General features: G+C 62.9%; 22 protein-coding genes and 1 pseudogene. 15 read left to right on the top strand and 8 right to left on the bottom strand.

The annotated features are described in order from the left end of the window. On the top strand, positions 1–543 hold the full coding sequence (locus tag GRI89_RS15005) for a 2,4'-dihydroxyacetophenone dioxygenase family protein (RefSeq protein ID WP_159797393.1): 543 nt from the start codon (positions 1–3) through the stop codon (positions 541–543). Beyond that, positions 540–1400: an SDR family NAD(P)-dependent oxidoreductase gene (locus GRI89_RS15000; RefSeq protein WP_328598293.1), complete on the top strand. Its 861-nt coding sequence runs from the start codon at positions 540–542 to the stop codon at positions 1398–1400. The genes GRI89_RS15005 and GRI89_RS15000 overlap by 4 nt, the downstream gene beginning before the upstream one ends. 9 nt (positions 1401–1409) lie before the next feature. Here the strand turns inward: GRI89_RS15000 and GRI89_RS14995 are convergent, their stop codons facing one another. Continuing rightward, positions 1410–2399 (bottom strand): molybdopterin-dependent oxidoreductase, encoded by a 990-nt coding sequence (locus GRI89_RS14995; RefSeq protein WP_159797389.1) that lies wholly within the window; start codon positions 2397–2399, stop codon positions 1410–1412. A gap of 74 nt (positions 2400–2473) precedes the next feature. On the opposite strand from GRI89_RS14995, the gene GRI89_RS14990 reads away from it, so the two are divergent. After that, a complete protein-coding gene (locus GRI89_RS14990; protein WP_159797387.1) occupies positions 2474–3475 on the top strand; it encodes an alcohol dehydrogenase catalytic domain-containing protein in 1002 nt (333 codons plus the stop codon). A gap of 36 nt (positions 3476–3511) precedes the next feature. Next, positions 3512–4999, top strand: coding sequence for an NAD-dependent succinate-semialdehyde dehydrogenase (locus tag GRI89_RS14985; RefSeq protein ID WP_328598292.1), 1488 nt, complete (start codon positions 3512–3514; stop codon positions 4997–4999). On the opposite strand, the gene GRI89_RS14980 is transcribed toward GRI89_RS14985, so the two are convergent. Beyond that, positions 4980–5273: a winged helix-turn-helix domain-containing protein gene (locus GRI89_RS14980; RefSeq protein WP_159797782.1), complete on the bottom strand. Its 294-nt coding sequence runs from the start codon at positions 5271–5273 to the stop codon at positions 4980–4982. The two genes, GRI89_RS14985 and GRI89_RS14980, sit on opposite strands and share 20 nt — an antisense overlap. Positions 5274–5378: 105 nt before the next feature. Between GRI89_RS14980 and modA the strand changes: the two genes are divergently transcribed. The 5 genes from modA to GRI89_RS14955 all read left to right on the top strand — a co-directional run bounded on the left by modA (position 5379) and on the right by GRI89_RS14955 (position 10766). After that, positions 5379–6143 carry a molybdate ABC transporter substrate-binding protein gene (gene modA, locus GRI89_RS14975; protein ID WP_328598291.1) on the top strand — a complete coding sequence of 255 codons (765 nt, stop codon included), beginning with the start codon at positions 5379–5381 and terminating at the stop codon, positions 6141–6143. Further along, positions 6140–6841 (top strand): molybdate ABC transporter permease subunit, encoded by a 702-nt coding sequence (gene modB / locus GRI89_RS14970; RefSeq protein WP_328598290.1) that lies wholly within the window; start codon positions 6140–6142, stop codon positions 6839–6841. Before modA ends, modB begins: the two co-directional genes overlap by 4 nt. Continuing rightward, a complete protein-coding gene (locus GRI89_RS14965; protein WP_159797385.1) occupies positions 6831–7442 on the top strand; it encodes an ATP-binding cassette domain-containing protein in 612 nt (203 codons plus the stop codon). The genes modB and GRI89_RS14965 overlap by 11 nt, the downstream gene beginning before the upstream one ends. Before the next feature lie 667 nt (positions 7443–8109). After that, on the top strand, positions 8110–8982 hold the full coding sequence (locus GRI89_RS14960; protein ID WP_159797383.1) for a TIR domain-containing protein: 873 nt from the start codon (positions 8110–8112) through the stop codon (positions 8980–8982). Then, positions 8982–10766, top strand: coding sequence for a hypothetical protein (locus tag GRI89_RS14955; protein WP_159797381.1), 1785 nt, complete (start codon positions 8982–8984; stop codon positions 10764–10766). The genes GRI89_RS14960 and GRI89_RS14955 overlap by 1 nt, the downstream gene beginning before the upstream one ends. Positions 10767–10769: 3 nt before the next feature. On the opposite strand, the gene GRI89_RS14950 is transcribed toward GRI89_RS14955, so the two are convergent. After that, positions 10770–13058 (bottom strand): serine/threonine protein kinase, encoded by a 2289-nt coding sequence (locus tag GRI89_RS14950; protein WP_159797379.1) that lies wholly within the window; start codon positions 13056–13058, stop codon positions 10770–10772. A 91-nt stretch (positions 13059–13149) separates the two neighbouring features. Between GRI89_RS14950 and GRI89_RS14945 the strand changes: the two genes are divergently transcribed. Beyond that, positions 13150–13863, top strand: coding sequence for a PP2C family protein-serine/threonine phosphatase (locus tag GRI89_RS14945; RefSeq protein WP_159797377.1), 714 nt, complete (start codon positions 13150–13152; stop codon positions 13861–13863). Positions 13864–14665: 802 nt separating this feature from the next. Here GRI89_RS14945 and GRI89_RS14940 read toward each other — a convergent pair. Genes GRI89_RS14940 through GRI89_RS14925 form a run of 4 tightly spaced genes read right to left on the bottom strand, consistent with a single transcriptional unit; the run spans position 14666 to position 19027 of the window. After that, the gene (locus tag GRI89_RS14940; protein ID WP_159797375.1) at positions 14666–16240 is read right to left on the bottom strand and encodes an alpha-N-arabinofuranosidase; all 1575 of its coding nucleotides are present in this window, start codon (positions 16238–16240) and stop codon (positions 14666–14668) included. An 18-nt stretch (positions 16241–16258) separates the two neighbouring features. After that, complete coding sequence (locus GRI89_RS14935) at positions 16259–16882, bottom strand: 2-dehydro-3-deoxy-6-phosphogalactonate aldolase (protein ID WP_159797373.1); 624 nt, start codon at positions 16880–16882, stop codon at positions 16259–16261. Continuing rightward, a complete protein-coding gene (locus tag GRI89_RS14930) occupies positions 16872–17741 on the bottom strand; it encodes a 2-dehydro-3-deoxygalactonokinase (protein ID WP_328598289.1) in 870 nt (289 codons plus the stop codon). The genes GRI89_RS14935 and GRI89_RS14930 overlap by 11 nt, the downstream gene beginning before the upstream one ends. Beyond that, positions 17738–19027 (bottom strand): sugar MFS transporter, encoded by a 1290-nt coding sequence (locus tag GRI89_RS14925; RefSeq protein WP_328598288.1) that lies wholly within the window; start codon positions 19025–19027, stop codon positions 17738–17740. Before GRI89_RS14925 ends, GRI89_RS14930 begins: the two co-directional genes overlap by 4 nt. A gap of 53 nt (positions 19028–19080) precedes the next feature. Between GRI89_RS14925 and GRI89_RS14920 the strand changes: the two genes are divergently transcribed. From GRI89_RS14920 to GRI89_RS14900, 5 genes are read left to right on the top strand one after another with little or no spacing between them, the layout of a single operon-like run. Then, on the top strand, positions 19081–20877 hold the full coding sequence (locus GRI89_RS14920) for an IlvD/Edd family dehydratase (protein WP_159797371.1): 1797 nt from the start codon (positions 19081–19083) through the stop codon (positions 20875–20877). Positions 20878–20896: 19 nt separating this feature from the next. Beyond that, the gene (gene araD1 / locus GRI89_RS14915) at positions 20897–21871 is read left to right on the top strand and encodes an AraD1 family protein (protein WP_159797369.1); all 975 of its coding nucleotides are present in this window, start codon (positions 20897–20899) and stop codon (positions 21869–21871) included. Then, complete coding sequence (locus GRI89_RS14910) at positions 21868–22800, top strand: Gfo/Idh/MocA family protein (RefSeq protein WP_328598287.1); 933 nt, start codon at positions 21868–21870, stop codon at positions 22798–22800. Before araD1 ends, GRI89_RS14910 begins: the two co-directional genes overlap by 4 nt. 2 nt (positions 22801–22802) lie before the next feature. Beyond that, on the top strand, positions 22803–23537 hold the full coding sequence (locus tag GRI89_RS14905) for a FadR/GntR family transcriptional regulator (protein ID WP_159797770.1): 735 nt from the start codon (positions 22803–22805) through the stop codon (positions 23535–23537). Next, the gene (locus tag GRI89_RS14900; protein ID WP_159797367.1) at positions 23534–24664 is read left to right on the top strand and encodes an aldose epimerase family protein; all 1131 of its coding nucleotides are present in this window, start codon (positions 23534–23536) and stop codon (positions 24662–24664) included. The genes GRI89_RS14905 and GRI89_RS14900 overlap by 4 nt, the downstream gene beginning before the upstream one ends. A gap of 292 nt (positions 24665–24956) precedes the next feature. On the opposite strand, the pseudogene GRI89_RS18425 reads toward GRI89_RS14900, so the two are convergent. Further along, positions 24957–25516, bottom strand: a pseudogene (locus tag GRI89_RS18425) (IS6 family transposase); the annotation flags it as partial.

Raw genomic sequence — 25516 nt, 5'->3', positions numbered from 1 at the left:
ATGGCCAGCAACAAGATGAAAGCCCCGGCATCCGACACCAAGGAAATCGTTGACGTGCCGTGGGCCTACCGTGACACCGTCGCGCGGCTCAGCCCCGGCGGGCGTTACATCGACATGGAGAGCGACGTCGATAGCCCGTGGGTCCCGTTCGGCGAAAGCGCGGCGATCAAGCACCTGATGTTCGACGTGCGCACCAACACCTATTCCAATATCCTCTGGATGAAGGGCCCGGGCACGATCGGCACCCACCTGCACCGCGGCAACGTGACCATGGTCACCATCACCGGCAGCGTGCGCTATCTCGAATACGACTGGCTCGGCACGCCGGGGGGCCTCATCCTCGAAGTTCCGGGCGAAGCGCACACGCTAGTCACCGAGCATCCCGAAGGCTGTAAGCTGTTCGGCTGGATGCAGGGCCCGATCGAGTTCTACGACAACCAGGGCAATTACGCCGACACGGTCGACGTGTGGTGGATGATCACCCACTACGAGACCTATTGCAAAGAGAACGGCATCCCGATCAACGCGAAGCTGTACCTGTGAGCGACCCCAGGACCCTCGACCAGTTCGACATTTCCGGCCGCTCGGCGCTCGTCACCGGCGCGGCTTCGGGCATCGGGCTCGCCTATGCCGAGTGCATGGCCGAAGCCGGGGCGAAGGTAACGCTGACCGACATCGACGTCGAGGGCGTGGCGCGCGAGGCCAAGCGGCTCAAGGAGCTGGGTCACGACGTGCGCTGGGCGGTGTGCGACGTGACCGACATCCTCGAAGTGTCGAGCGTGTTCGACGAGCACGTCGCGGCCTACGGCGGGTGCGACATTGCCTTCGCCAACGCCGGGCTCGACGTCGGCAACGGCTTCTGGAGCCCCGAGGACAAGCGCAATCCCGCCGGGCAGATCGACGTCTACGAGAAGGCGCGCTGGGATCGCTCGATCGACATCAACCTGACCGGCGTGTTCCACACCGTGCGCGAGGCGGCGCGGGTGATGAAGCGCAACGAGGGCCGGACCGGGCGGCGCGGCGGCAGCATCGTCATCACCAGCTCGAACGCGGCTGAGGTCAACGAAGCGATCGTCGGCGTGCCCTACATGGCGGCCAAGGCGGGTGTGAAGCACTTCATGCGCCACGCCGCCTACGAGCTTGCCGCCTACGGCATCCGCGTCAACGCCATTGCCCCGGGCCCCTTCGTGACCAACATCGGCGACGGCTGGGTCAAGAAGAACCCCGCCGCCAAGGCTGCTTGGGACAAGCTGGTGCCGGTCGGTCGCATGGCCGAAACCTACCAGATCAAGCCGCTCGCGCTGCTGCTGGCGAGCGACGCCGGCAGCTACATGACCGGGGCGCACGTGATGATCGACGGAGGGATGCAGCTGGGGCCGGTGAAGCCGCTGAACGATTGATCGCGCGGCTCAAATCACCGTGACGTTCGCCGAGTAGATCGCGTTGCGCGCGCCATCGGCGGGCTGCGTGTCGCCCGTTATTGCGGTTGCGCGGCACTGCAGCACATGATCGCCGCCAGAAGCTCGCCAATCGAACGTGAAGCCATGCCAGCCGCGCTCGTGACGCTTGCCGAGCTGCGCCTCGTGCCACGTCGCCCCGCCGTCCACACTGACCCCCACGGCGACAATCTCGTCGCTGCCCCAGGCCCGACCGCGAATTGTCACGCTGCCGGCATCGATCGTCGCGTCCGGCTCGGGCCAGTAGATTATGCTCTCCGGCGCGATCTCGCGCACCGGCCGGGTTCCGCCGCCCGCGACGGGATCGTTGTATAGCTCGGTGGTGAAGAGGCTTTCGGGACGGTGGTCGGCCAGCTCAAGTCGGCAGAGCCACTTGACGCTGTTGGTGCCGTAATAGCCCGGGACCACCAGTCGCACGGGAAATCCGTTCCGCACGGACAAGGGTTCGCCGTTGAGAGCATGCGCCAATATGACGTCGCCTTCATTGACCCGCTCAAGCGGAATGTCCTTGAGATAATGGACGAAGGACCGGCCGACGAAATTGCCGCCATCCAGACCCCAGGCCCACAGCAGTGCCGCCTCAGGCCGCACGCCTGTCAGCGCCAGCACATCGAGTAGGTCGACGCCTCGCCAGGTGACGTTCGCAACCTGGCGAGCCGGCACAGTCGGGTCTAGCGGGTTGCCCGCGCATTGGTGGACCGAGACAAGTTCTCGCTGCGGCAGGTCGAGCAGGTCGGCGAAGGTCAAGCTAATTGCCGTTTGGATGAGGCCGCAAACTTCCAGCGCCCATTCTGCCGCGGGGACATCCGGTACATCGCCGTGGGCAAGGACATGAAGATCGAGAGTGTTGGTACAGTCGTCGGCCAGCGTGGCCGGCGTAATCGGCAGGTGGATGACCGGACCCGCCTCCGCCATGGGCAAAGGGGCAGCTATCCGTTCCATCCGCGATCTCCTCCCGTTCGCACGAAACACTTTCCCCTACAGCACATCGCGATGACGCGATATGGCACGCCCCCATGAGAGCCGTAACTTTCCAGGCATTGCATGCCCCGCTTGCCTTCGAGACCCTGCCCGACCCCACGCCCGATGCCGGGCAGGTGGTGGTCAAGGTCGGCCGCTGCGGCATATGTGGCAGCGACCTGCACATGACCGAGGACGCCGCCTACGGCTGCAAGCACGGCGACGTACTGGGCCATGAATTCGCCGGCGAGGTGGTCGGCATGGGCAAGGACGTGACTGGTCTGAAGACCGGCGACCTCGTCTCGGTCATCCCGCTCAAGAGCTGCGGGCACTGCGAACATTGCCGCAAGGGCGAGGTGCGGTGGTGCGAGGGCTTCGGCCTGCAGGGCGGCGGCTATGCCGAATACGCCGTGACCCGGCCAAACCAGTGCGTGAAGCTCGGGACCGACCTCAGCCTCGCCGACGGGGCGATCATCGAACCGCTGGCGGTGGCGCTGCACGGGGTCAACCTTTCGGGCATCCAGCCGGGCGACAAGGTGCTGGTGCTCGGCGCCGGACCGATCGGGCTCGCGACCGCGTTCTGGTGCAAGCGGATGGGCGCATCTAAGGTCGCGGTGCAGGATATCGCCGACTTCCAGGAACAGCGAGCGCTGGACATGGGGGCGGACGTCTTCGTGGTCGATCCCACCGATCCGGTCGGCAGCGCCGAGCGCGGTCTCGGCAGCAAGGCCGATATCGTGTTCGAATGCGTCGGCGTGCCGGGCCTGATCGCGCAGGGGGTCGAACAGGTCCGCAACCGCGGGACGATCCTGCTGCTCGGCCTCTGCACCAAGCCCGACACGCTCAACACCTTCGTGATGCTGACCAAGGAGGTGAAGCTGGTGACCAGCGCCTTCTTCACCGTGTCCGAATACGAGGCCTCGCTCGAAGCGCTCGCTTCGGGGGCGATCGAGCCGCGGCTGCTGGTTACCGACACGATTTCGCTCGACGCGACGCCGGAGGTGTTCGAGAGCCTCAAGCACCGCACCAGCCAGTGCAAGGTGCTGATCGCGCCCTGATTTGAAACGGCTGGCGCGCTGGTTCGTTCGAACCGCATGACCGATACTGTGACCAAGGACCGACCCATGACTGCCACTCGCGGCAAGCTCGACGAACCCGACCTGCTGATCTCCAAGGCCCTCGTTGGCGGCAAGTGGATCGGCGGCGCCGGCAAGCCGGTCGAGGTCGACGATCCCTACACGCTCGAGGAAATCACCGAGGTGCCCGGTCTCGGCACCGAGGCGACCGGCAAGGCCATCGATGCGGCGAGCGACGCCTTCCCGAAATGGGCGGCGATGCCCGCCAAGGACCGCGGCGCAATCCTGCGCAAGTGGTTCGAGCTGATCGCGACGCACGGCGAGGACCTCGCCCGGATCATGGTTCGCGAGAACGGCAAGACGCTGGCCGACGCGCGCGGCGAAGTCGCCTACGCCAACGGCTTCATGCAGTTCTTCTCCGAGGAAGCGACGCGGGCGCGGGGCGAGATCATCCCGCCGCACGAGGCCGGTCGGGCGATCTACGCCACCCGCGAACCGGTCGGGGTCTGCGGGCTCATCACGCCGTGGAACTTCCCGCTCGCAATGCTGACCCGCAAGGTCGGACCGGCGCTGGCGGCGGGCTGCACCGTCGTCGCCAAGCCGGCTAGCGCCACCCCGCTGACCGCGCTGGCCTTCGCCAAGCTGGGCGAGGAGGCGGGTCTGCCAGCGGGCGTGCTCAACGTCGTCACCGGCAGTGCGCGGCTGATCGGCGAAGCGCTGACCTCGTCGAGCGTTGTGCGCAAACTCAGCTTCACTGGCTCGACCGAAGTCGGCGTCGAGCTCTACCGAGCCTGCGCGGCGACAATGAAAAGGATCTCGATGGAGCTCGGCGGCAACGCGCCGATGATTATCTTTGACGATGCAGATCTCGACATTGCGGTCGAGGCGGCGCGCGTCGCCAAGTTCCGCAATTCGGGCCAGACCTGCATCGCCGCCAACCGTTTCTACGTGCAGGCGGGGATCAGGGACGCCTTTCTCGAAGCCTTCGGCAAGGTCGTGGCGAACACGAAGCCGGGCGACGGCTTCGACGAAGGTTCCGCCATCGGCCCGATGATCGACGATGCGGGCAAGGACAAGGTGCTCGAACACCGCGAACAGGCGCTCAAGGCGGGCGCCCGGTTGGTGGCGGGTGGCGGCGACCTCGACGGACGCATGGTGGCGCCGACGCTGCTCGCAGACGTCCCGCAGGGAGCGCTGCTGACCACCGAGGAGACCTTCGGCCCGCTCGCCGGCGTGGTGACCTTCGACACCATCGAGGACGCGATCCGCATGGCCAACGACACTCCGTTCGGCCTCGCCGCCTATTTCTGCTCGCAGGACCCGAAGACCATCGCCCGCATGGGCCGCGCCATCGAGAGCGGCATGGTCGGTATCAACACCGGCCTGATCTCGACCCCTTACGCCCCGTTCGGCGGGGTCAAGATGTCGGGCCTCGGCCGCGAGGGTTCGCACCTCGGGATCGAGGAATACTTGAACGTGAAATACCTCAGCGAGGCGAACCTCTGATCGCGCGCTGCAGCCGCTCGTAGGCCTCGCCGCCCGCCGCGGTTTCGACCTGCTCTGCGAGCGCGAGATAGTCCGCCAGCGCCGCCCCGCCCGCCTCGGTCACCCGCGCCCCGGAGCCCGCCGTGCTTTCGACTAGCGCTGCATCGAAGCAGCGGTTCATGGTGTCGACCAGCAGCCAGGCTCGGCGATAGCTCATCCCGAGCGTGCGCCCGGCGGCGGAGATCGAACCGGTTTCGGCGATGGCCTGAAGCAGCTCCGCCTTGCCCGGCCCCATGGCGATCTCCTCACCGCAATAGAGCTGAAGCTTGAGTTTCAACCGGGCGATTTCGCCTCTCCCTCACGCTGGACCAATCTATATCCCCTTGTATATAGCTGTCCCGTGACCTTCCGACCAGCCGCTGTCCTGATCGCCACGCTTAGCGCCCTGCTCCTCGCCGCCTGCAGCAGCGAAGAAGATGCAGCACCTATCGTGCTTGCACCCTCCAGTATGCAGGAGGCGATCGGCGAAGCGGCCGATGCCTTTGCCCGCGGAGTCCACGCGCATCCGGTCGTCTCCTTCGCCGGAACACCCGCGCTAGCCCGGCAGGTCCTTGCCGGGTCGCCGGCCGACCTCTTCATTTCTGCCGACGAGGAGTGGATGGACCGGATCGAAGCGGCGGGAAAGATCGACACTACCAGCCGCGTCGACCTCGCCGGCAATCGGCTGGTGCTGGTTGAACCGATTGTGCGCGCCGAAACGCTCGTTCTGGACCGCACATCAGTGGCCAGGGCGTTGGGCAGCGGCCCGTTTGCAATGGCGGATCCGGCAAGCGTCCCCGCTGGCCGCTACGGCAAGGCCGCCCTCGAACACCTCGGCCTTTGGCCCCTTTCTGCCCCCGTCAGCGCCAGCGAAAATGTCCGCGCCGCACTCGCTCTCATCGAAAGAGAACAGGCTCCGCTCGGCCTCGTCTACGCCAGCGACGCCCACGCCTCGGCCAAGGTCGCGGTGGTCGCCAGCCTGCCACCCGAGAGCCACGCGCCGATCCGTTACCCGATGGCTCTCATTGCCGGATCGACCAACCCGGCGGCGCGGGAGTTCTACGCCTTTCTCAGGTCGGACGAAGGGCAGGCCATCCTGCGCGCCCACGGGTTTACCGCGCCGTGACGAGCTGGCCAACCGCGACCGAATGGGCGGTCGTCGCCCTGTCGCTCAAGGTCAGCGTGGTCGCCGTGCTGCTGACCCTGCCGGTGTCCTACGCCATCGCCTGGCTGCTCGCCCGGCGGCAGTTTCCGGGGCGCGTCCTGCTCGATGCGCTGGTCCACCTGCCGCTGGTGGTCCCACCGGTGGTGACGGGGTGGCTCCTGTTGCTCGCCTTCGGGCGGACGGGGCCCATCGGTCGGTTCCTCGAGAATACATTCGGTATGATCCTCGTCTTCCGCTGGACCGGTGCAGCGCTCGCCGCCGCGGTCATGGCCTTGCCGCTGATGGTGCGCGCAATGCGGCTGTCGATCGAGGGGGTCGACCAGCGTCTCGTCGGTGCGGCGCGCACGCTGGGTGCGACGCCTTGGCGTGCTTTCCTGACGATCACCCTCCCACTCAGCCTGCCCGGGGTGCTGGCCGGGACGATGCTCGGCTTCGCCCGTTCGCTCGGTGAGTTCGGCGCCACCATCACCTTCGCCAGCAACATCCCGGGCCAGACGCGCACCCTGCCGCTGGCGATCTATTCCGACCTGCAGGTACCCGGCGCCGAAGCGGCGGTCGCGCGGCTGGCGATCATCGCGGTGCTGCTGTCCATCGCCGCATTGCTGGCGAGCGAGATGCTGGTCCGCCGCAGCCATGGCAGGGGCGCGCATGTCCTTTGACCTCGACCTGACCTACCTCGCCGGCGAGCGTGAGCGCCATGTCCGCCTGGTGAGCGAGGCGCGTACGGTCGCGATCACCGGTCCATCGGGCAGCGGAAAGACCAGCCTGCTCGGCTGCATCGCCGGACTGCGTAGACCGCTTTCCGGCCATGTCCGCATCGGCGACGCGACGCAGTTCGATGCTGCCGCAGGCGTCGACCTGCCGCCTGAGGAGCGCCGTGCCGGTTACGTCTTTCAGGACCTGCGCCTGTTCCCGCACCGGACGGTGGCGGCGAACCTCACTTACGGACATCGCAGCGGCGCCGTCATGACCCCGGCGGAGGCGATGGACTTCCTCGGCATCGCCGCCCTCGCGAGCCGCATGCCGGCCACGCTCTCGGGCGGCGAGGCAAAACGCGTCGCAATCGGTCGCGCCCTCGTCAGCGCGCCGCGCTTCCTGCTGCTAGACGAGCCCCTCACTTCGCTCGACCCACAGCGCGCTGAAGAAGTCTTGTGGTTGCTCGAACGCATTGGTGCTGAACTCGGTTTACCCACTCTTCTGGTGAGCCATTCCCCAATCGAGGTCGAATGGCTGGCCGAAGTAGTCGTTGCTTTGGACTAACAGCGTCGATTGGCGAAACAAGGTAGCCTAACAGCATTTCACTGACGACTTCGGCCGTAACGTCTTTACTGTATTATCCAGTTACCGGATTGAAAAGGAGAAAGATTTGCGTGAAGAAAATGCGCGTGAAGTGGCTATGTTCGGCCATTCTTGTGCTTGGTTCTAACACCTTCACGACTGCTCTGCTCTGACCGATGACCAATTTGAGAGGGCCGAGTAGTACCGGCCGGATGCCAAATAAGTACTCAGCCAGCTCGAACAACTCGTCGCCCCGGTCGACCAGGCGGAGCGCAGTATTAGGACAACAACTAGGCAAGACGCCTTTATGAGCCGTTGGGTTGTCGAGGCAACTGCTTGTGAAGTGTAACAAATCGCTGCCGCTGATCGACGTGCAGCGGGCTAACATGTGATGAAAGACATGGTGATAGGAGGCAACAGTAACTAACGAGTGTTTCGTAATGTCAGCATCCCATCTTCCCGTTGATATGGCCCGACATTACCTGCTCGCGAGCGACCGGAATCGCTCTCATTACTTGGAAACGCCGCCGACAAAGCAATTGGGTTTGGCCGGATGGATGTACACTTTTGGGATTCAATCAATCATTGAGCACATTGCATCCAGAAACAAATTGTTGCACTTTGCACATCCTCTTCGAGAAACGGACAATTGAGCGAAACGGACATCTTTGTCTCATATAGTAAGGAGGATCGCGCGAAAGCGCGGCTTGTAGCTCACTGTCTGGAGCGCGAAGGGTTCCACGTCTGGTGGGACGTCGAATTGCAATCCGGAGAGAGCTTTGACCTCATCATAGAACGTCACTTGGCCGAGGCGAAAGCCGTCGTCGTATTGTGGTCGCCAAGGTCCGTTTCGTCTCGTTGGGTCCGGGCCGAAGCATCAAATGCCGACAGAGCCGGCAAACTTGCCCCCGTAATCATCGAACCATGCGTCAGGCCGATTATCTTCGAATTGCTGCACACGATCGACCTTAGCCACTGGGATGGTGACATCTCAGATCCCACATGGCAGAATTTTCTGCTCGACCTGCATCGGACTGTTCAAAAGGGTGCTAATGGGTCTGGTCAAGCTGACCAGACTTCGCATGCACCCGGCGTGCACCCATCTAGATCTGCGTTTCCTGCATTCTCAGATCCGCACAAGAACGCCGTCAGCGATCATAATGAAACGTGGGAAGCCACTCAGTTTTCAATTTTGCCGAAGGCAAAGCAAGAGTGCGTGCATTATCTCCAACTCATCGTAGATGGACGCGTCGAAAGACAATTCCCCGTCAATCCGCTAGGCAGCGATATCGGACGAATTACACCTGCGGACATTACGTTGTCAGACAAACAAGTCTCGCGACGCCATTGCAGGATCGAACAGAACGGTGATGAACTTCTCGTCGTTGACCTAGGCTCAACCAACGGGACTTTCATCGATGGCGTGAGAGTCAGCGATAAGACAACACTTCCGGTCGGATCCACACTCATGATCGGGGCGTGCCGCCTCGTCCATAAATTGCTCACGCCTGTCGACAGTTAATGGACAGCTGCACGGGCATGCACCCGCCCCGTCCGAGACTGACTCTCAACGTCGGTGTGACCGGGCATCGGGCTCAGGCGATTGACGAAAGCCTTATTGCGGAATTGCTTAACTATTTTGACAGCGTATTTTCCAACCTGGCTGTTGCCACGCACGCCACCTTCAATAAAGCAGGCGGACATTTTACACGCGAGCCGCCCCTGATGCGACTCCATACTGCACTTGCAACTGGAGCTGATCAATTGGCGGCGACCAGCGCACGCAAGCATGGCTACGAACTTCGCGCTATGCTTCCATTTCCACCCAAGGAATATGAGCGGGATTTTCCAATAGGGCAAGAGCATACGGATTACCGTCAGCATTTCGACAAAGTAGATGGATTCTTCGCGCTTCCCGGTACAAGGGAAGCGGAAGAAGATGCCTACGTACTGGTAGGTAAGGCTATCATTGCGGCCGCGGACATCGTTATAGCCGTTTGGGACGGAAAAGGTGCGAGGGGACCGGGTGGAACCGCTCATGTAGTAGATCTCGCGTTGAGGGGCGGCATCCCTGTTATTCACATACCATTGAACCGTGATCATGCGACTTTGGGAAAGATTCGCCTCTTAGCGGGAGGAGATGCAGTTGAACCGGTAATTGCGCCACTAGTAGATTCAATCGACCTAGAAGAGGTTGTTAGTCGTTTGCTCCTGCCGATCGATGTGATCGGCGTAGACGAACTGGATGTGTTCCTTGAAGAGAACTCTTCCTCCTTTAATCCAAGGATCGAATTTCCGCTAATGTTGGCGATGCTCGGTGTGAAGAGGGTTTCGACCCGTCCTTGGCGCCAACCTTCGTTGGCCGACGCGATTAAGAATCACGCAGCCGCCAACCACGTCAAATTCAAGACGCAGTCCCTAGCATATGAATGGGCAAACTTTCTGGCGATCCGCTACGCCCAATTGTTTCGTAGCAGTCATGTCACGAACTATCTTCTTTCAGCGCTTGCAGTTCTTATTGCTCTTGCCGGTCTGATGGTGCCGAGCCTTAAATTCTTTCTTGTATTGGGAGAACTGTGCATCCTTTCCTTACTATATATTAATACGCGGATCGGAAGCCAAGGCGCCTGGCATCGTAAGTGGCTGCAATACAGACATCTTGCGGAATCTTTGCGGTCGCTGTCTTACCTCAAACAAACAGGATTGATAGGCCCACCCTCTCGCCGGGAAAACGTATTCGCGGTTCGGGGCCGCGAGGCTGTGGGAGACTGGACACGATGGTACGCAGCGGCCATTTGGCGCGAAATGCCCAGCACTCGCGGCTTGCTTGACGAGCCCACTATTAGAGAGTTGGCAGAAGAGGTGCGCAACTGGCACATCAAAGATCAGATCTCTTACCACCGTAGCAATGCGGCACGGATGCATGACTTAGATCACCGCCTGCACCTGGTCGGCGAACTCATTATGACCTCGGTCATAATTGCTTGTTGCCTTTACCTACTACTAAGTGTGTTTGCACATGGTCTCGTTATCAGGCTCACACCTTTTTTTGTGTTTGTGACGGCGGGTTTCCCGGCTCTAGGCGCGGCAGTCTTCGGATTGCGGGGCCATGGCGAACATCTGCTCGCTTCGAGCAGGTCAGCGAGTACCGCCAAAGAACTTGCCGCCAACTCGGAAGAACTTGCTGTCGTGACGAACATCGAGGATCTTGCACGCGAATTGGAAAACACTGCACAGATCATGCTGTCGGATCTGAATGAGTGGACCGTCGCCTATAGCGAGCGCTCGTTGCAGGTTCCCGGTTAGGATCTACTTCAGGCTCAGCTGCGAGCGCTGGCGCAAATCGGTGAGATATGCGCGTGTCTGGTATGCCTTGGTAATTGATTGCTTGGCCTCGACTGCGCCCGTCGTCCCGCGCATCGACGCGTCGAGACTGTCAAGGTACCTTTGGTAGTCTTTCGCCGCTTCAGCGGCGCTGTGGCGAATGCTGTAGCTTGCCTTTTCTTCCTCACTTGCATTCGAACTGGGACGCTTGCGTCCAAGTTGAATGACTTCCCTAGCAACATCACGCGCGCCAGCCAGCACCGATGCGAATTCCCGTTTCTGTGCATCCGTCACATTCCCATCCGGAGCCGGGCTCGGGGCTGTCGTGCCAGCAGACGTGATAGTCTCGACTGTCGTTGCGACTACGACCGATCCCGGTTTCTCTACCTCGGAAGGTTTCGCCGCCCCCCGATTCGCAGCGGCCTTTGTATCGCTAAGTGCGCGCCGCAGGTCGCCGTAGTGGCCCACCAAATTCTGAGCTGACGCAATTGCGACCGGGAATTCGCTACTTTGATCAACAAGCAAGCTGTCTCGGCGTATCAACTCGAGCTTCGACCAGATTTCCTGTACTGGGCGAGGCGTACGTTTCGCGCCGACCTCGTTGTCTGCTGCGGCGAATGCCGCTTTCGCGAATCTGCCTAGACGCCGGAGTGGATTGGTCGAGTTGCCGCCCGCATCGTTGAGAAGACTCACGACGGTGGCAGGGATACCTGCTGCTCCCGCTGCATCAGCAAGTCCGTCCAAGTCTTTTTCGTAAGCATTAATAGCATCTTGCGAGCTCGACGAAACGTTGGATTCGTCCACCAACAGAGCAGGGTCGGGCTTCGCGCCGATTTCATTAAAGCTTGCCCACACACTAATGATTGCGACTACTAACGCAGCCACGCCCCCAAAAAGCAGAGCCTTCTTGGGCTCTCCCTTCAAAACGCCCGACTTCTTGTTTTCGCTATTCGACATCGCTGTGCCGCCATATTCATTCGCTGCGTTGTTGCCTCCCTGGAGGAATTCGACCTTGGCGGCCTGACTGACACGGCCTTCGGACCTGCCGCACCCATTCTCACCATCGTTGTCTTTCCTAAAGATAGTGGAGGGGGAAGGAGCCACAGGCGCAGCATCTGACTTAGCTGCGAGCGGCAACTCCGCCTTAGCCTCCTGCTTGTCTCGAGTATCGGTCGTTGCCCTCGCGTCAGACTCCTCACCTTCACTATAAACTTCCTCGCTGAGAAACGTCGCATCGCTCGGGGACTTGGGCACGCCCGTTTCAATAATCATATCTAGTCCGCCGAACGCCATCCTGGGCGAAGAGACGGGGACGATGTCGGGCGTTTCAGTGTCCCAGCCGCCCAGCCTCGTCCTGTCTTCATCCTCGACGCGAGCTTCGGCCAAGTCCTTTTCATCGAGCATATTGAGCCATTCGGAAATGGACTGCGGACGATCCTCGGGCTTGATTAGCATCGCCGTATCGATTGCCTTCAGGAAGCCCAGGCTGAAGCCGGGAAGGTTGCGATGAGCCAGTGGGACTCCGGCGTTCCCGTGAATCCGCTCGAGTGCTTCGGCCGGCTTTTCTCCTATGATGCAGATGTAGAGGACGACGCCGAGGGCGTAGATGTCCGTCCACGGACCTTGCGGAAAGGTCCTCACGTACTGCTCGACCGCCGCGTATGGCGGAGTATGGAAGGTGACCTTTGTGCTCGTCGCTTCTCCTGATTCAAAACGGGCGGAGCCGAAATCGATCAGAACGGAATGGCCGTCGTCGTTCAGAATGATGTTGGGCGGTTTGATGTCGCGGTGAAGCACGCCGACCCGGTGCGCCAGCTCAAGCCCCTGTGCAATTGGAAGGATCATCGCCCGAAGGCTGGACTCGTTGAATTTCCGTCCTTTCTTAAGAGCTTTGGACAGCGGAGTGCCGTCCTCGAAGTCCATGACCATGTAGGCCGTGCCGTGAATCTCGAATAGGCTACGAACACTGACAATGTTTGGATGGCGTGTCGGCGTGGAAAGATTCCATAGCAACTTTGCTTCTTCGACGAACTTCTTGAGACCCAGGGCGTGAACTTCCTCGGCATGGGAATCGATGGGAACAACCGTATCGTCGTCATCCCGCTCACTGATCGAGGAGGGGAAGTATTCTTTAATTGCAACCAGTTCGTTGAAATAGATTCCGCGCGCCTTGTAGACAATGCCGAAACCTCCGACGCCCAGTACCTCTTCGAGTCTCCATTCTCGAAGCACAGTTCCTGCCGGCAATGCCCTGTTACTGTACGCCTTGGTCAAAATTCCAAGCCCCCTGTGCCTTCAAGAATCCGATTGCGATGTTAACCGCGATGCCATCTACTCTGCCAGTCGTTTTTGGAAGGGGACCGTGATGTATTTTTCGAGCGCCTCAGCATGCGACTTGGGGAAGAAGCGAATTTCCAACGAAGACGCGCTACTCGACCGAACCGACCTTGCCATCTGGGCGGTGGCCGACGGAATGGGCGGTCATGAAGCCGGCGAAGTTGCATCAGCTCGGATTGTCGAGGCTCTTGCGGAGTTGGGCTCGGAAGGGACTCTAGAAAGCGTTGCGGCCGAAACCGACCGCTTGCTTCACGAAGTCAACGGCGAACTGCTGGAAATGGCCTGGGGATGCGGCCGGCCCAGCACGATCGGCAGCACAGTCGTAATGCTCGCCATAAGAAACGGAAGATACGTCTGTCTCTGGGCCGGCGATAGTCGTTGCTACCTGATCCGCGGGCATTCAATCACCCAAGTTACGCAGGATCACAGCCTTGTCTGGGATCTCGTGCGTTCAGGGATGCTGGATGAAGCCGAAGCAGCCACCCATCCCGACGCAAACGTGATCACAAGGGCGATCGGCGCGAAAAGGGACCTCAAGATTGACGTGACGTCCGGAAGCACCGAGGCAGGCGACCACTTTCTGCTCGTCACCGACGGGGTTTCGCGAATGCTGAGCGATGATGAACTTTGTCGGATCATTGCCTCGAGAAATCCGGGGCAAGCCGTCGACGAAATCACCGAGACGGTTCTCGCTCGGGGCGCTCCTGACAACCTGAGCACTATCGTCGTGAGAGTGTATTAAACGTTCGGAAGAAGCGTCATGTCGGAACGGCATGTGCTGAAAATCATGCTCGCCCACTCCAGTCTCGTCACCTATGAGGATTCCTTGCTCGGCCGCCCGTGCGTCGCAACTCTCGTAACAAATCCGTGGTCTCCGACAACGAGTCCTCGAAGTTGGAACGCTACGCCGTACGCGCCGAACAAGTCCCACCTAAGGAATCATAGCTATTTTCGAATTTTCGCGCCAAATCCCGCCCGTCAAACCTAGTTCGGGCACCCAAAACCAAAGGATTGCGCGAGTTTCCCGTCTATCAGCAGAGCGATTGAGACTCGTAATAACGGGGAGCCGTTTGGGCGACAACAAGGAAAGAGAGGGGAAACTGCAAAGGGCCCTTTCCGGTCCGTCGGTGACTTAACTGTTGTTCTTGACCCGGCCTTATTCCGTCCTAGGTCGACGCGGCCATGAGTCTGGCGGCCGACAACCGCTCTCGTCCAGTGCGTCTTAGCCAAGGATCGCATGGATAAACGGGGCGGTGTGGAGAACCGCACAGACGCAACGTCGATTGCACTCACCTTAGTGCCCTTAGCACTGAGATTTGCGACGAGGGACAGCAGCACAGTCCTCTTTTCCATTAGACCAGCTGAAGTGCAGACAGTAAACCATTGGCCGCTTACGATCGGCTTCATACTCGGGCGTTGCAATCCCTGCAGTGGTCTTCTTTTGAAGCAGTTCAAGCCTCCTTGAGACTATCCTGCGGTCTAGTGGTGGCAGATCTTTACCTGCCGGCCTTGGACGATCGAACAAAATAGCTTCCAGCCCGTTCTCATTCGCCTAACGCGATCACCACCACCGACTTGGCAGGCAAAATCATGCTGACTTTGCCGCTATTGAGGATTCCCGCGATCGGCTTCGGCACGACCGTGTTCGGCGCGTCGAACGTGTTGATCGAACTTACGTTGGCGGCGGTCAGGACTTCGCCTGTCGCACTTTTGGCCTTTAGGCCTTCGATGGCGATAGTGCGCGACTTGTGCGGGTCGAGATTGACCAGCGAGAGCCACAGCTTGCCGTCCTTCGCCCGCATCGCTACCGCATCGACCGCCGGCATGGCGATAGCGCCGCGGGTATAAGTGCCCGCGTCGAAGCTCACCGGGACAAAGGTTGCGTCCTGCATCGGCAGGTACATCTGGTGCACCCAATAGGTCGGGGTGCGGACCATTTTCGGCCCGTCAGTCAGGATCAGCGCCTGCAGCACATTCACCATCTGCGCGATATTGGCCATCCGCACCCGGTCGGCATGGCGCGCGAAGATGTTGAAGTTGAGCGCGGCAAGGATCCCGTCGCGAAGCGAGTTCTGCTGCTGCAGGAAGCCCGACGGCGTGCCCGGCGTTTCGCGCAGCCACACGCCCCATTCGTCGACCGCCAGCGGCACCACCTTCTCGGGATCGTATCTGTCCATGATCGCCGCATGCTTCGCGATCCGTGCGTCCATCTTGAGCGTGGTCGCCAGGATAAGCGCGTAATCATCCTCGCCGAATTCGGTGCTCGGCAGCGAGGGCGGCCATTGCGGCACGGTGTAGCTGTGCAGCGAGAGCCCCTCGATCGACCAGCTCCAGTCGCGCTCGGCCCAGGCCTTCATCACCCCTTCGGTATAGGCAGTGTCGTCATCGGTCGGCCCGACCGCGATCCGCTGCATGGTATCCGGGTTACCTTCACCCTGCTGGGCGGGATTGTAGTTGCGGCTAAAGCGGGCGTAGCGTTTGAGCAGGTCGGTATAATATTCGGGGCGCATGTTGCCGCCGCAGCCCCAGCTCTCATTGCCAATCCCGAGATATTTGACCCTGTAGGGCGCGGCATGGCCGTTCTTCGCCCGGTCCGCCCCGGCGGCGCTACGCTGGTCGGCGGTCATATAGGCCATCCATTCGGACGCTTCCTCGAGCGTGCCCGAACCGACATTGACCGAGACATAGGCCTCCGAGCCGATCTGGCCGATGAAGTCGAAGAACTCGTCGGTCCCGAAGCTGTTGGGCTCGATCGCCCCGCCCCAGTTCGCATTGACCGTCGCCCGCCGTGCCGAGGCCGCGCCAATCCCGTTCTTCCAGTGGTACTCGTCGGCGAAGCAGCCGCCCGGCCAGCGGACGTTGGGGACCTTGATCGCCTTCAGCGCGGCAACCACGTCGCTGCGGATGCCGCGGACATTGGGGATCTCCGAAGCCGGTCCGACCCACACCCCGCCATAGATGCCGGTGCCGAGATGCTCGGCGAACTGACCGAAGATGTTGCGGTCGATCGTCGCACCCGGATGGGCGGTGTCGATCGTCACCACCGTATCCTGCGCCTGTGCGGCCAGCGGCAGCATGGCCAATGCAAGTGCCGCAGCCGAAGTGAAGTACCGATTCATCGCATGTCCTTTCCCGTATCAGCCGGCCAGTGCGGCGACGATTTGTTCCGCTCGCTCGCGAACCTCGGCCGCGCTGTGGCCGGGGCGGTAGAGCGAACTGCCCAGCGCAACGCCTTCGGCGCCTGCAGCCGGCCACTCCCGGATATTGCCCGCGTCCACCCCGCCCACGGCCCAGACGCCGACTTCGGGCGGCAGCACGTCACGGATCGCTCCCACGTATGCAGGCCCGAGCGTGAAGGCGGGGAACAGCTTGAGCCGCCGGGCCCCCGCCGCAATTGCGGCGAACGCCTCGCTCGGGGTCATGAAGCCGGGCATCAAATCGAGCCCGCGCTGGGCGCCGCGGGCGATCACCTGCGGATCGGTGTTCGGGGCCACCAACAGCCCGGCGCCTGTGTCGGCGAGCCGATCGACCGAGGGAACATCCAAAACGGTCCCGGCGCCGGTCAGGGCGCGGTCACCAAAGGCGTCCTGCAGCGCGGCGATCGAGGCGAAGGGTTCGGGCGAATTGAGCGGGACCTCGATCATGCGAATGCCGGCTGCGATCAGCGCCGCGCCGATCGCGGTTACTTCACCCGGTCGCACGCCGCGCAGGATCGCGACCACCGGCGGTGCGCCGCCTGCGAGCAATTGGTCAATCGTCATCGAGCAACTCCAGTCCGGCCATCGCGCAAAGCTCCCCATCCAGGGTACGGGACTCGATCCCGAAATAGGCCAGTGCAGCGGAATAGCGTGTGGCGAGCTCGGGCTCGCCGACAATCACCACCTGTCGCTGCGCAGGGGCCAGTTCACGCACTTCGCCGCCGATCAGCAGGCCCGAGAGAAAGCCGCGTGCCCAGCCGGCGGTCCTGCCGTCGCAAAATTGCGCGGCGCGGGCCTCGAACAGGCTCGACATCGCGCTTGCCATGTCTGCCGCGCGCGCCAGTCCGGCGGCGAAGCCTTCCGCTTCGCCGGCCGGGTCCTTGCCGGCGGAAAGCAGGCTCGATCCTGCAAGCAGCGCAAACATCTCGCCCGTGATGAAAGTGCGGAATGACGCGATCCGGCCGTCCTTGACTTTGGCCCACTTGCTGTGGGTGCCGGGCAGGACGAAGAGAGGCTCGCCCCTCGCCAGGTCCGGATCGAAACCGAGCGCGCCGAAGACCTGCGTCTCCTCGCCGCGCATGACGTCCGGTCGCCCCTTCTCGTCGCGGCAGCAAACGCCGGGCGCAATCGCGACCGACAGGCCTGCCAGCTGTATCTCGACCAGGCCGGCCTTCCAGGCCTCGGACGTCGCGGGGCATTCGAGATAGGGCACCTCCCGCAAGCCGGCGCGCGACCCGGCCATACCGCAAAGGACAATTCTGGCGGCGTCCCATCCTTCGACCGCTTCAACCAAGGCGAGTTCGCTGTCCGCCAGCCCGGCAATTCCAGGCCCGTCACGCCGCTCGACAACCTTGCCGCCCGCGCGCAGCCAGAGCCGCAAATGACTACCGCCCCAATCGCCAAGGATGGTTTCCCCGCTCACTCCGGGGCCGGCTGCAGCTCTTCGGGCGGCAGGGCATTGGTCGGCTTCGATCCCCACAGCGCGAAGAACAGCACGTAGAGGCAGCAGGCGGCGGTGATCAGGAAGCCCCAGTTGAGGCCATAGCTGTCCGCCACCCGGCCCTGGATGAACACCAGCGCACCGCCGGCAATCGCCATAATCAGCAGGCCCGATCCTTCCTCGGTCAGCGGGCCGAGCCCGCGGATCGAGAGTGCGAAGATGGTCGGAAACATGATCGAGATGAACAGGCCGATCGCCATCAGCGCATACATTGCGACCGGTCCGCTGGCGAAGACGGCGACCAGCGCACATAGCGCGGCCCCCAGCGCGAATGCCGCCAGCACCTTTTCCGGCGCTATGCCGCGCATCAGGAAGGCCCCGGCGAAGCGCCCGACCATCATCCCGCCCCAGAAGAAGGCAAGGTAGAAGGCGGCATCCTCATGGGTGATATTGGCGACGTCGGGCTGAGAGGCGAAATTGATGAACAGGCTCGAGACCCCGATCTCGGCATAGACGCACAGCGCGATCGCGCCGCAGCCGAACACCAGATTGCGATGGCTCCACAGCGAGTGCTTCTTGCGTTCCTCGGCATTGTGGCGGAGGGTGGCATCGCTCAGCGCGGGGAGGTTGGCGCGCGCGATCATCACCGCCAGCACGGCGAGGACGCCCGCGACAATCAGGTATGGCAATTGGGTCGCCTGTGCGTCGGCCATCCGTTCGGCATAGGTCAGCTGGGTGCCTTCGAGCGTGGTCCCGCCGGTTGTGCGGCTGAGGATCAAATATTTGCCGAAAACAATCGCCAGCACGTCCCCGGTGGTATTGAAGGCCTGAACGAGCGTGAGCCGGGATTCGGAGCTTTCGGGCGGGCCGATCACCGCGACATAGGGATTGGCGGCGACCTGCAGCAACGCGATCCCGCAGGCGACGGTGAACAGCGCGACCAGCGTGATCTCGTAAGAAGGGAGGCGCGCCGCCGGAACCATCATCAATGATCCCAGGGTCATGACCGCCAGCCCGGTCACGAGCGCGCGCTGGTAACCGATCTTTTCGATCAGCTTCGCCGCCGGGATGGAGGCGACGAGATAACCGATGAACCAGGTCGATTCGATCAGTGTGGTCTGGAAGTAGCTGAGCTCGAACACGCTCCGCAGGTGCGGCAGCAGCGTGTTGTTGATGACCGTGATGAAGCCCCACATGAAGAACAGGCTGGCGAGCAGCGCGAGCGCCCTGCCGTATGGTGCCGGTGCGGCCGATCCCGATTGCGTCACGCGCTTCCCCTCCACGGTTGCCTATCTTTTTGTATGAGTATATCTGAGCTCATATGCCGTCAACACCGGACAGGAAACTGCGCTCCACCGCCTGGTTCGATAACCCGGCGAATGTCGACATGACCGCGCTCTATCTCGAGCGGTACCTCAATTTCGGCATCAGCCTGGAAGAACTGCGCTCGGGCCGGCCGGTGATCGGGATCGCCCAGACCGGCAGCGATTTGTCGCCCTGCAACCGCCACCACCTCGTGCTGGCCGAGCGGCTGCGCGAGGGGATTCGCGAAGCGGGCGGGGTGGCGCTCGAATTCCCGGTCCACCCGATCCAGGAAACCGGCAAGCGCCCGACCGCGGCGCTCGACCGCAACCTTGCCTTCCTCGCGCTGGTCGAAGTGCTTTACGGCTATCCGATCGACGGGACGGTGCTCACCATCGGCTGCGACAAGACCACGCCCGCCTGCCTGATGGCGGCGGCGGCAGTGAACATCCCCGCCATCGCGCTCTCGGTCGGGCCGATGCTCAACGGCTGGCACAAGGGCGAGCGGACCGGATCGGGCACGATCGTGTGGAAGGCGCGCGAGATGCTCAGCCGGGGCGAGATCGACGAGACCGGCTTCATCAAGCTGGTCGCCAGCTCTGCGCCTTCGACCGGCTATTGCAACACCATGGGCACGGCGACGACGATGAACAGCCTGACCGAGGCGCTCGGCATGTCGCTGCCCGGCTCGGCGGCGATCCCGGCGCCCTATCGCGACCGGCAGGAATGTGCCTATCACACCGGCAGGCGGATCGTGGAAATGGTGCGCGAGGACCTCAAGCCCTCGGATATCATGACCCGCGAGTCATTCCTCAATGCGATTGCGGTGAATTCGGCGATCGGCGGTTCGACCAATGCTCCGATCCATCTTTCGGCGATTGCCCGCCACATGGGCGTCGAACTCGATATTCGCGACTGGCAGACGCATGGCCACAAGGTTCCCTTGCTGGTCAATCTCCAGCCCGCCGGCGAGTATCTGGGCGAGGATTACTATCATGCCGGCGGCGTTCCCGCCGTGGTCGCGCAGCTGATGGGCGCAGGGCTGATCCACGAGGATGCGCTGACCGTGACGGGCACCTGCCTGGGCGAGAATTGCCGCGGCGCGACGATCGAGGACGACAAGGTCATCCGGCCCTTCGAAGACCCGCTCAAGCCCGATGCGGGCTTCATCGTCCTGTCCGGCAATCTGTTCGACAGCGCCGTGATGAAGACCAGCGTGATCTCCGAGGCCTTTCGCGCGCGCTATCTCTCTGATCCCGACGATCCCGAGGCCTTCGAGGGACGGGTCGTGGTGTTCGACGGACCGGAAGACTATCACGCAAGGATCGACGATCCCGCGCTTGGCATTGACGAGCGGACCCTGCTGGTGATGCGCGGGGCGGGGCCGGTCGGCTATCCCGGCGGGGCCGAAGTGGTGAACATGCGCGCGCCGGCTTATCTGTTGCGCGAAGGCGTGCGCGAGCTGCCCTGCCTCGGCGACGGGCGGCAGTCGGGCACTTCGGGCAGCCCCTCGATCCTCAACATCTCGCCCGAAGCCGCGGTCGGCGGCGGGCTGGCGCTGCTCAAGACCGGCGACCGGCTGCGGATCGATCTCGGCAAGGGGACGGTCGACGCACTGATGGATGACGCAGAACTGGAACGCCGCCGGGCCGAACTCGAAGCGGCAGGCGGCTATGCCTATCCCGAGGCGCAGACACCCTGGCAGGCGATCCAGCGCGGGCTGACCGGCCAGCTCGGCACCGGCGGCATTCTCGAAGGCAGCGAGGCGTTCCAGCGCATCGCGCAGACGCGCGGGCTGCCGCGCGACAATCACTGAGGCGGAAATGGCAGCGGACATGGTTTCACTGGTACAGTTCGAACGCGGCGGTGTGCGCGGACTGGCTGCGCTCGATGCCGAGGGCACTGCGCGCGCAGTAGGCGGGGCAGAGACGACGCTTGAATTGGCACAGCAGGCGCTGGCGGAGGGGACGGCACTCGCTGCACTCGCCGGGGAGCGTGCGGGTGAGGCGGTCGATCTCGCGGCTGTCAGCCTGCTGCTTCCGGTCGACCATCCCGATCCCGCCCATGTCACCGTCAGCGGAACCGGGCTGACCCATCTCGGATCGGCTGAAGGCCGCGACCGGATGCACAAGGCCGCCGCCGCCGGGCAGGCGACCGATTCCATGCGGATGTTCCTGATGGGCGAGGCGGGCGGCAAGCCCGCGCCGGGCGAAGCCGGGGTCCAGCCCGAATGGTTCTACAAGGGCGACGGCAGCATTCTCGCTGCGGCAGGCGAAGAGCTCGCCATGCCCGCCTTTGCGCAGGATGGCGGCGAGGAGCCCGAAGTCGCCGGAATCTACTGGATCGCGGATGACGGCGCGGTGCTGCGGCTCGGCTATGCGCTCGGCAATGAATTCTCCGATCATGTCATCGAGCGCGAGAATTATCTCTGGTTGGCCCATTCGAAGCTGCGCCGCGCGGCGCTGGGCGCTGAATTGCTGCTTGGCGAATTGCCGGCCGATGTGCGCGGCACCAGCCGCATCCTGCGCGGGGGCGCGGTGCTGTGGGAGAAGCCCTTCGCCACCGGCGAGGCGAACATGACCCACAGCCTTGCCAATCTCGAACACCACCATTTCAAATATGCCCGCTTCCGCCGTCCGGGCGACGTCCATGTCCATTTCTTCGGCACGGCGACCGCCAGCTTCGCCGACGGGATCGAAACCCGGCCGGGTGACGAGTTCGAGATTGCCGCCAACTGCTTCCGCCTGCCGCTGCGCAACCGGTTGGCGCAGAAGGCTGGGACGGGCCTCGTGGAGGTGCGCGCGCTGTGAACGAGATCGCGCTCGGGATCGTCGGATTCGGCAAGATCGCGCACGACCAGCATGTCGCCGCGATCGCCGCGACGGAGGGCCTGGCGCTTGCTGCCGTGGCCGATCCGGTTGCACAGGCAGAGGGCCTGCCCTGCTATCCCGATCTTGCCGCAATGCTTGCCGCGCAGCCGAACATTGCCGCCGTCGCGCTCTGCATGCCACCGCGATACCGCGCTGCGGCCGCGCGCGAAGCCATTGCCGCCGGGCGCCATATCCTGCTCGAAAAGCCGCCCTGCGCCAACCTCGCCGAGGCGGAGGAACTGGTGCAGTTGGCCTGGCAGGCGGGCATCACCCTGTTCACCGCCTGGCATTCGCAGGAGGCTGCGGGCGTAGCCGCCGCGCGCGACTGGCTGCGCGGCAAGGCGATCAGCTCGATCACGGTGACATGGAAAGAAGACGTTTGCGTCTGGCACCCGGGGCAGGAGTGGATCTGGCGGGAGGGCGGCTTCGGCGTGTTCGATCCGGCGATCAATGCGCTCTCGATCCTGACCGCGATCCTGCCGGGCCCGCTTGCGGTTACCGAGGCCGAACTTTCCGTTCCCGCCAATTGCGCCACGCCGATCGCTGCGATCCTGCGGCTGGAGGGGCGGGCTGGCCTGCCGATCGCCGCCGAATTCGACTTCCGCCAGACCGGCCCGCAAAGCTGGGATATAGCGATCGAAACGGACCAGGGCAGCATACTGCTCTCGCATGGCGGCAACCGGCTGGCGCTTGACGGAAAGCCGGTCGAACTGCCGCCAGAGGCCGAATATCGCGCGCTCTATGCCCGTTTCGCCGAGCTGATTCACGCCGGGGAGAGCGAGATCGACCTGACCCCGCTGCAACTGGTCGAACAGGCACTGACGCTGGGCCAGGTCGTGCCGGTCGAGCAGTTCGAGGAAACGGCGTGAAGTTGGGCGCGGGCGCAACGGCCGGGAAGGGCCGGAACCTGCGCATCCACCAGGCGCTCGCCCGGCAAATCGGAATCGCGATCCTTTCGGGCGAGCATGAGCCCGGCGAGGCCTTCGGCGGGGAGATCGAGCAGTCGGAGGCCCTCGGCGTCTCGCGCACCGCCTATCGCGAGGCCATGCGCATCCTCACCGCCAAGGGCCTGCTCGAAAGCCGGCCCAAGGCGGGCACGCATGTCACGCCCAGGCGGCGCTGGAACCTGCTCGACCCCGACATGCTCGAATGGATGTTCTCCGGCACGCCGGACGAGCGCTTCATTCGCGACCTGTTCGAACTGCGCGGGGTGATCGAACCGGCCGCCGCCGAACTCGCCGCCACTCGCCACTATGCGGATGACCTCGCACGGATGGACGAGGGGCTCTCCGGCATGCGCCGCCACGGCCTCGCCAGCGCCGAGGGGCAGGCGGCCGACCACGATTTCCACACCGCACTGCTCGATGCGACCCGCAACGAGGCGCTCGCCTCGCTGGCCACTTCGGTCGCGGCGGCGGTGCAATGGACCACGCGCTTCAAGCAGCGTTTCCATAAACAGCCGCGCGATCCGCTGCCCGAGCATGAGGCGCTGCGCGACGCGATCGCGAGCCGCAAACCCGCGCGTGCGCGCAAGGCAATGGAAGAACTGCTGCGGCTCGCCCTGGCAGACATGCCCAATATAAACATGGAGGATCCCAGATCATGAGAGGCCCGATTACACTTGTCGCCCTGCTGGCGGCCTGCGCTACCCCCGCATTCGCCGCCGAGGCGAGCCGCGAGACTTTCGGCACCCTGCCCGACGGGACGGCGGTCGAGGCGGTCGTGCTGACCAATGGCAGCGGGATGAAGCTGAGAGTGATTGCCTGGGGCGCAATCCTGCAGCAGCTCGACGCTCCGGGGAGGGACGGCGTGGCCGATGTCGTGCTCGGCTATGACGGGATCGAGGGCTATCTCGAAGCGCCGAACTATTTCGGGGCCTCGGTCGGCCGCTATGCCAACCGCATCGCCGAAGGCCGCTTCACCCTGGACGGCGAGACCTACCAGCTCGCTCTCAATGACGGGCCCAACGCGCTCCACGGCGGGCTTGAGGGCTTCGACAAGCGGCTGTGGACGATCGCGGAGGTGAGCGGCGGCGCGGACATGGCGAGCGTGACCCTGACCTATGTCAGCGCCGACGGGGAAGAGGGCTATCCCGGCGCGCTGTCGGTGAGTGCGACCTATGCGCTGACCGAGACCAACGAGGTCCGCATCACCTATCGCGCGACCACCAGCAAGCCGACCATCGTCAACCTGACCAACCATTCCTATTTCAATCTCGCCGGCGCCGCCTCGGGCGTGTCGATCCTCGACCAGGTGCTGACCATCCCGGCAGACAGCTACACGCCGGTCGACGCGAACCTCATCCCGACCGGGGAGTTCCGTTCCGTTTCCGGCACGCCGTTCGACTTCCGCGCGCCGATGCGGATCGGCAACCGTATCCGCGACGGCAAGGACGAGCAGATGCGCTTCGGCCGCGGCTACGATCACAACTGGGTGGTCAGCCGCGCCCCGGTGCCGGGCGAACAGTTGCTGGCGCGAATGGAAGACCCTGACAGCGGGCGGGTCATGGAAGTGCTTTCCAACCAGCCCGGTGTGCAGTTCTATACCGGCAATTTCCTCGACGGCACGGTGACGGGCAAGGGCGGCACGATTTACCGCATGGGTGACGCTCTGTGCCTCGAACCGCAAGTCTTTCCCGACACGCCCAACAAGCCGAACTTCGGCTCGGCTCGGCTCGATCCCGGCGAGAGCTACGAGAACAGGATCGTCTATCGCTTCTGGGTTACACTTTAGCGAATGGAGAATGTCCAGCTTAGGAAAGGGGCGATCGCTCGTCCGACGATATGCATTCGAGTTCCGCCGCAAATGAAGCATTTGTGCGTACGTTGAATCGCGGATGATAGCACAGGTGGCGCCTGGACCGTATGAGCCGAGGGGGTTTTGGGTGATGGTGTTCCAGTCCACGAGACTCTCCATGACCGAACGAACTTCGGAAGAGTCCAAGGAGGCTGTCAGTTTGATCGCAACTCGTCTCCGATTGGCAGATCTCTCCTCTGCTCCAACAAGCCTTAGCCATGGGGCTCTGCTACTCGGCCAGTGCGGCCGAGCAGCGGGTCTTGTAAGTCTGTCTGTCGACGAGGTGGTGTTCTGCGTTGAAGTGGTTGTGGACGTTGGCGTGGAGTGAGACGAACTTCTGCAGGCTCTTCATTCGCCTGAACCGCAGCATGGCTCCTTCCCGACTTCGGAACGACAAGTGCGAGTTCTCGATCCGGTTATTTGCCCAGCAGCCGACCTCCTGCTTGTCGGCATTGCCGCAATCGCTCATCGCCGCCTTGTACGAACGCAGACCATCGGTGGTGATCGCCTCGGGTGAGCCGTGGCGCTTCAGCGCCTTCTTCATGAAGGTCAGCAATGCGGACTTGTCTCTTGTCTTGGTGACGTAACTCTCTGGGGGATTTCACCTTGCTGGTCGACCGCCTGCCGCAGGTAGACCATCTCGCCTCCCAGCTTCACGTACATCTCATCGAGCTGCCAGCGCCACTGGCGGAAGCCTCGCATCCGACTGACCCGCTAATGGCGGATGTCGGCAGCGAATAGCGGACCGAACCTGTTCCACTAGTGCCGCTCGGTCTCATGGCAAATGTC

It is taken from the genome of Croceibacterium salegens (assembly GCF_009827435.1).
Lineage (GTDB): Bacteria > Pseudomonadota > Alphaproteobacteria > Sphingomonadales > Sphingomonadaceae > Croceibacterium_B > Croceibacterium_B salegens.
This window is presented reverse-complemented; position numbering and strand designations above follow the sequence as displayed.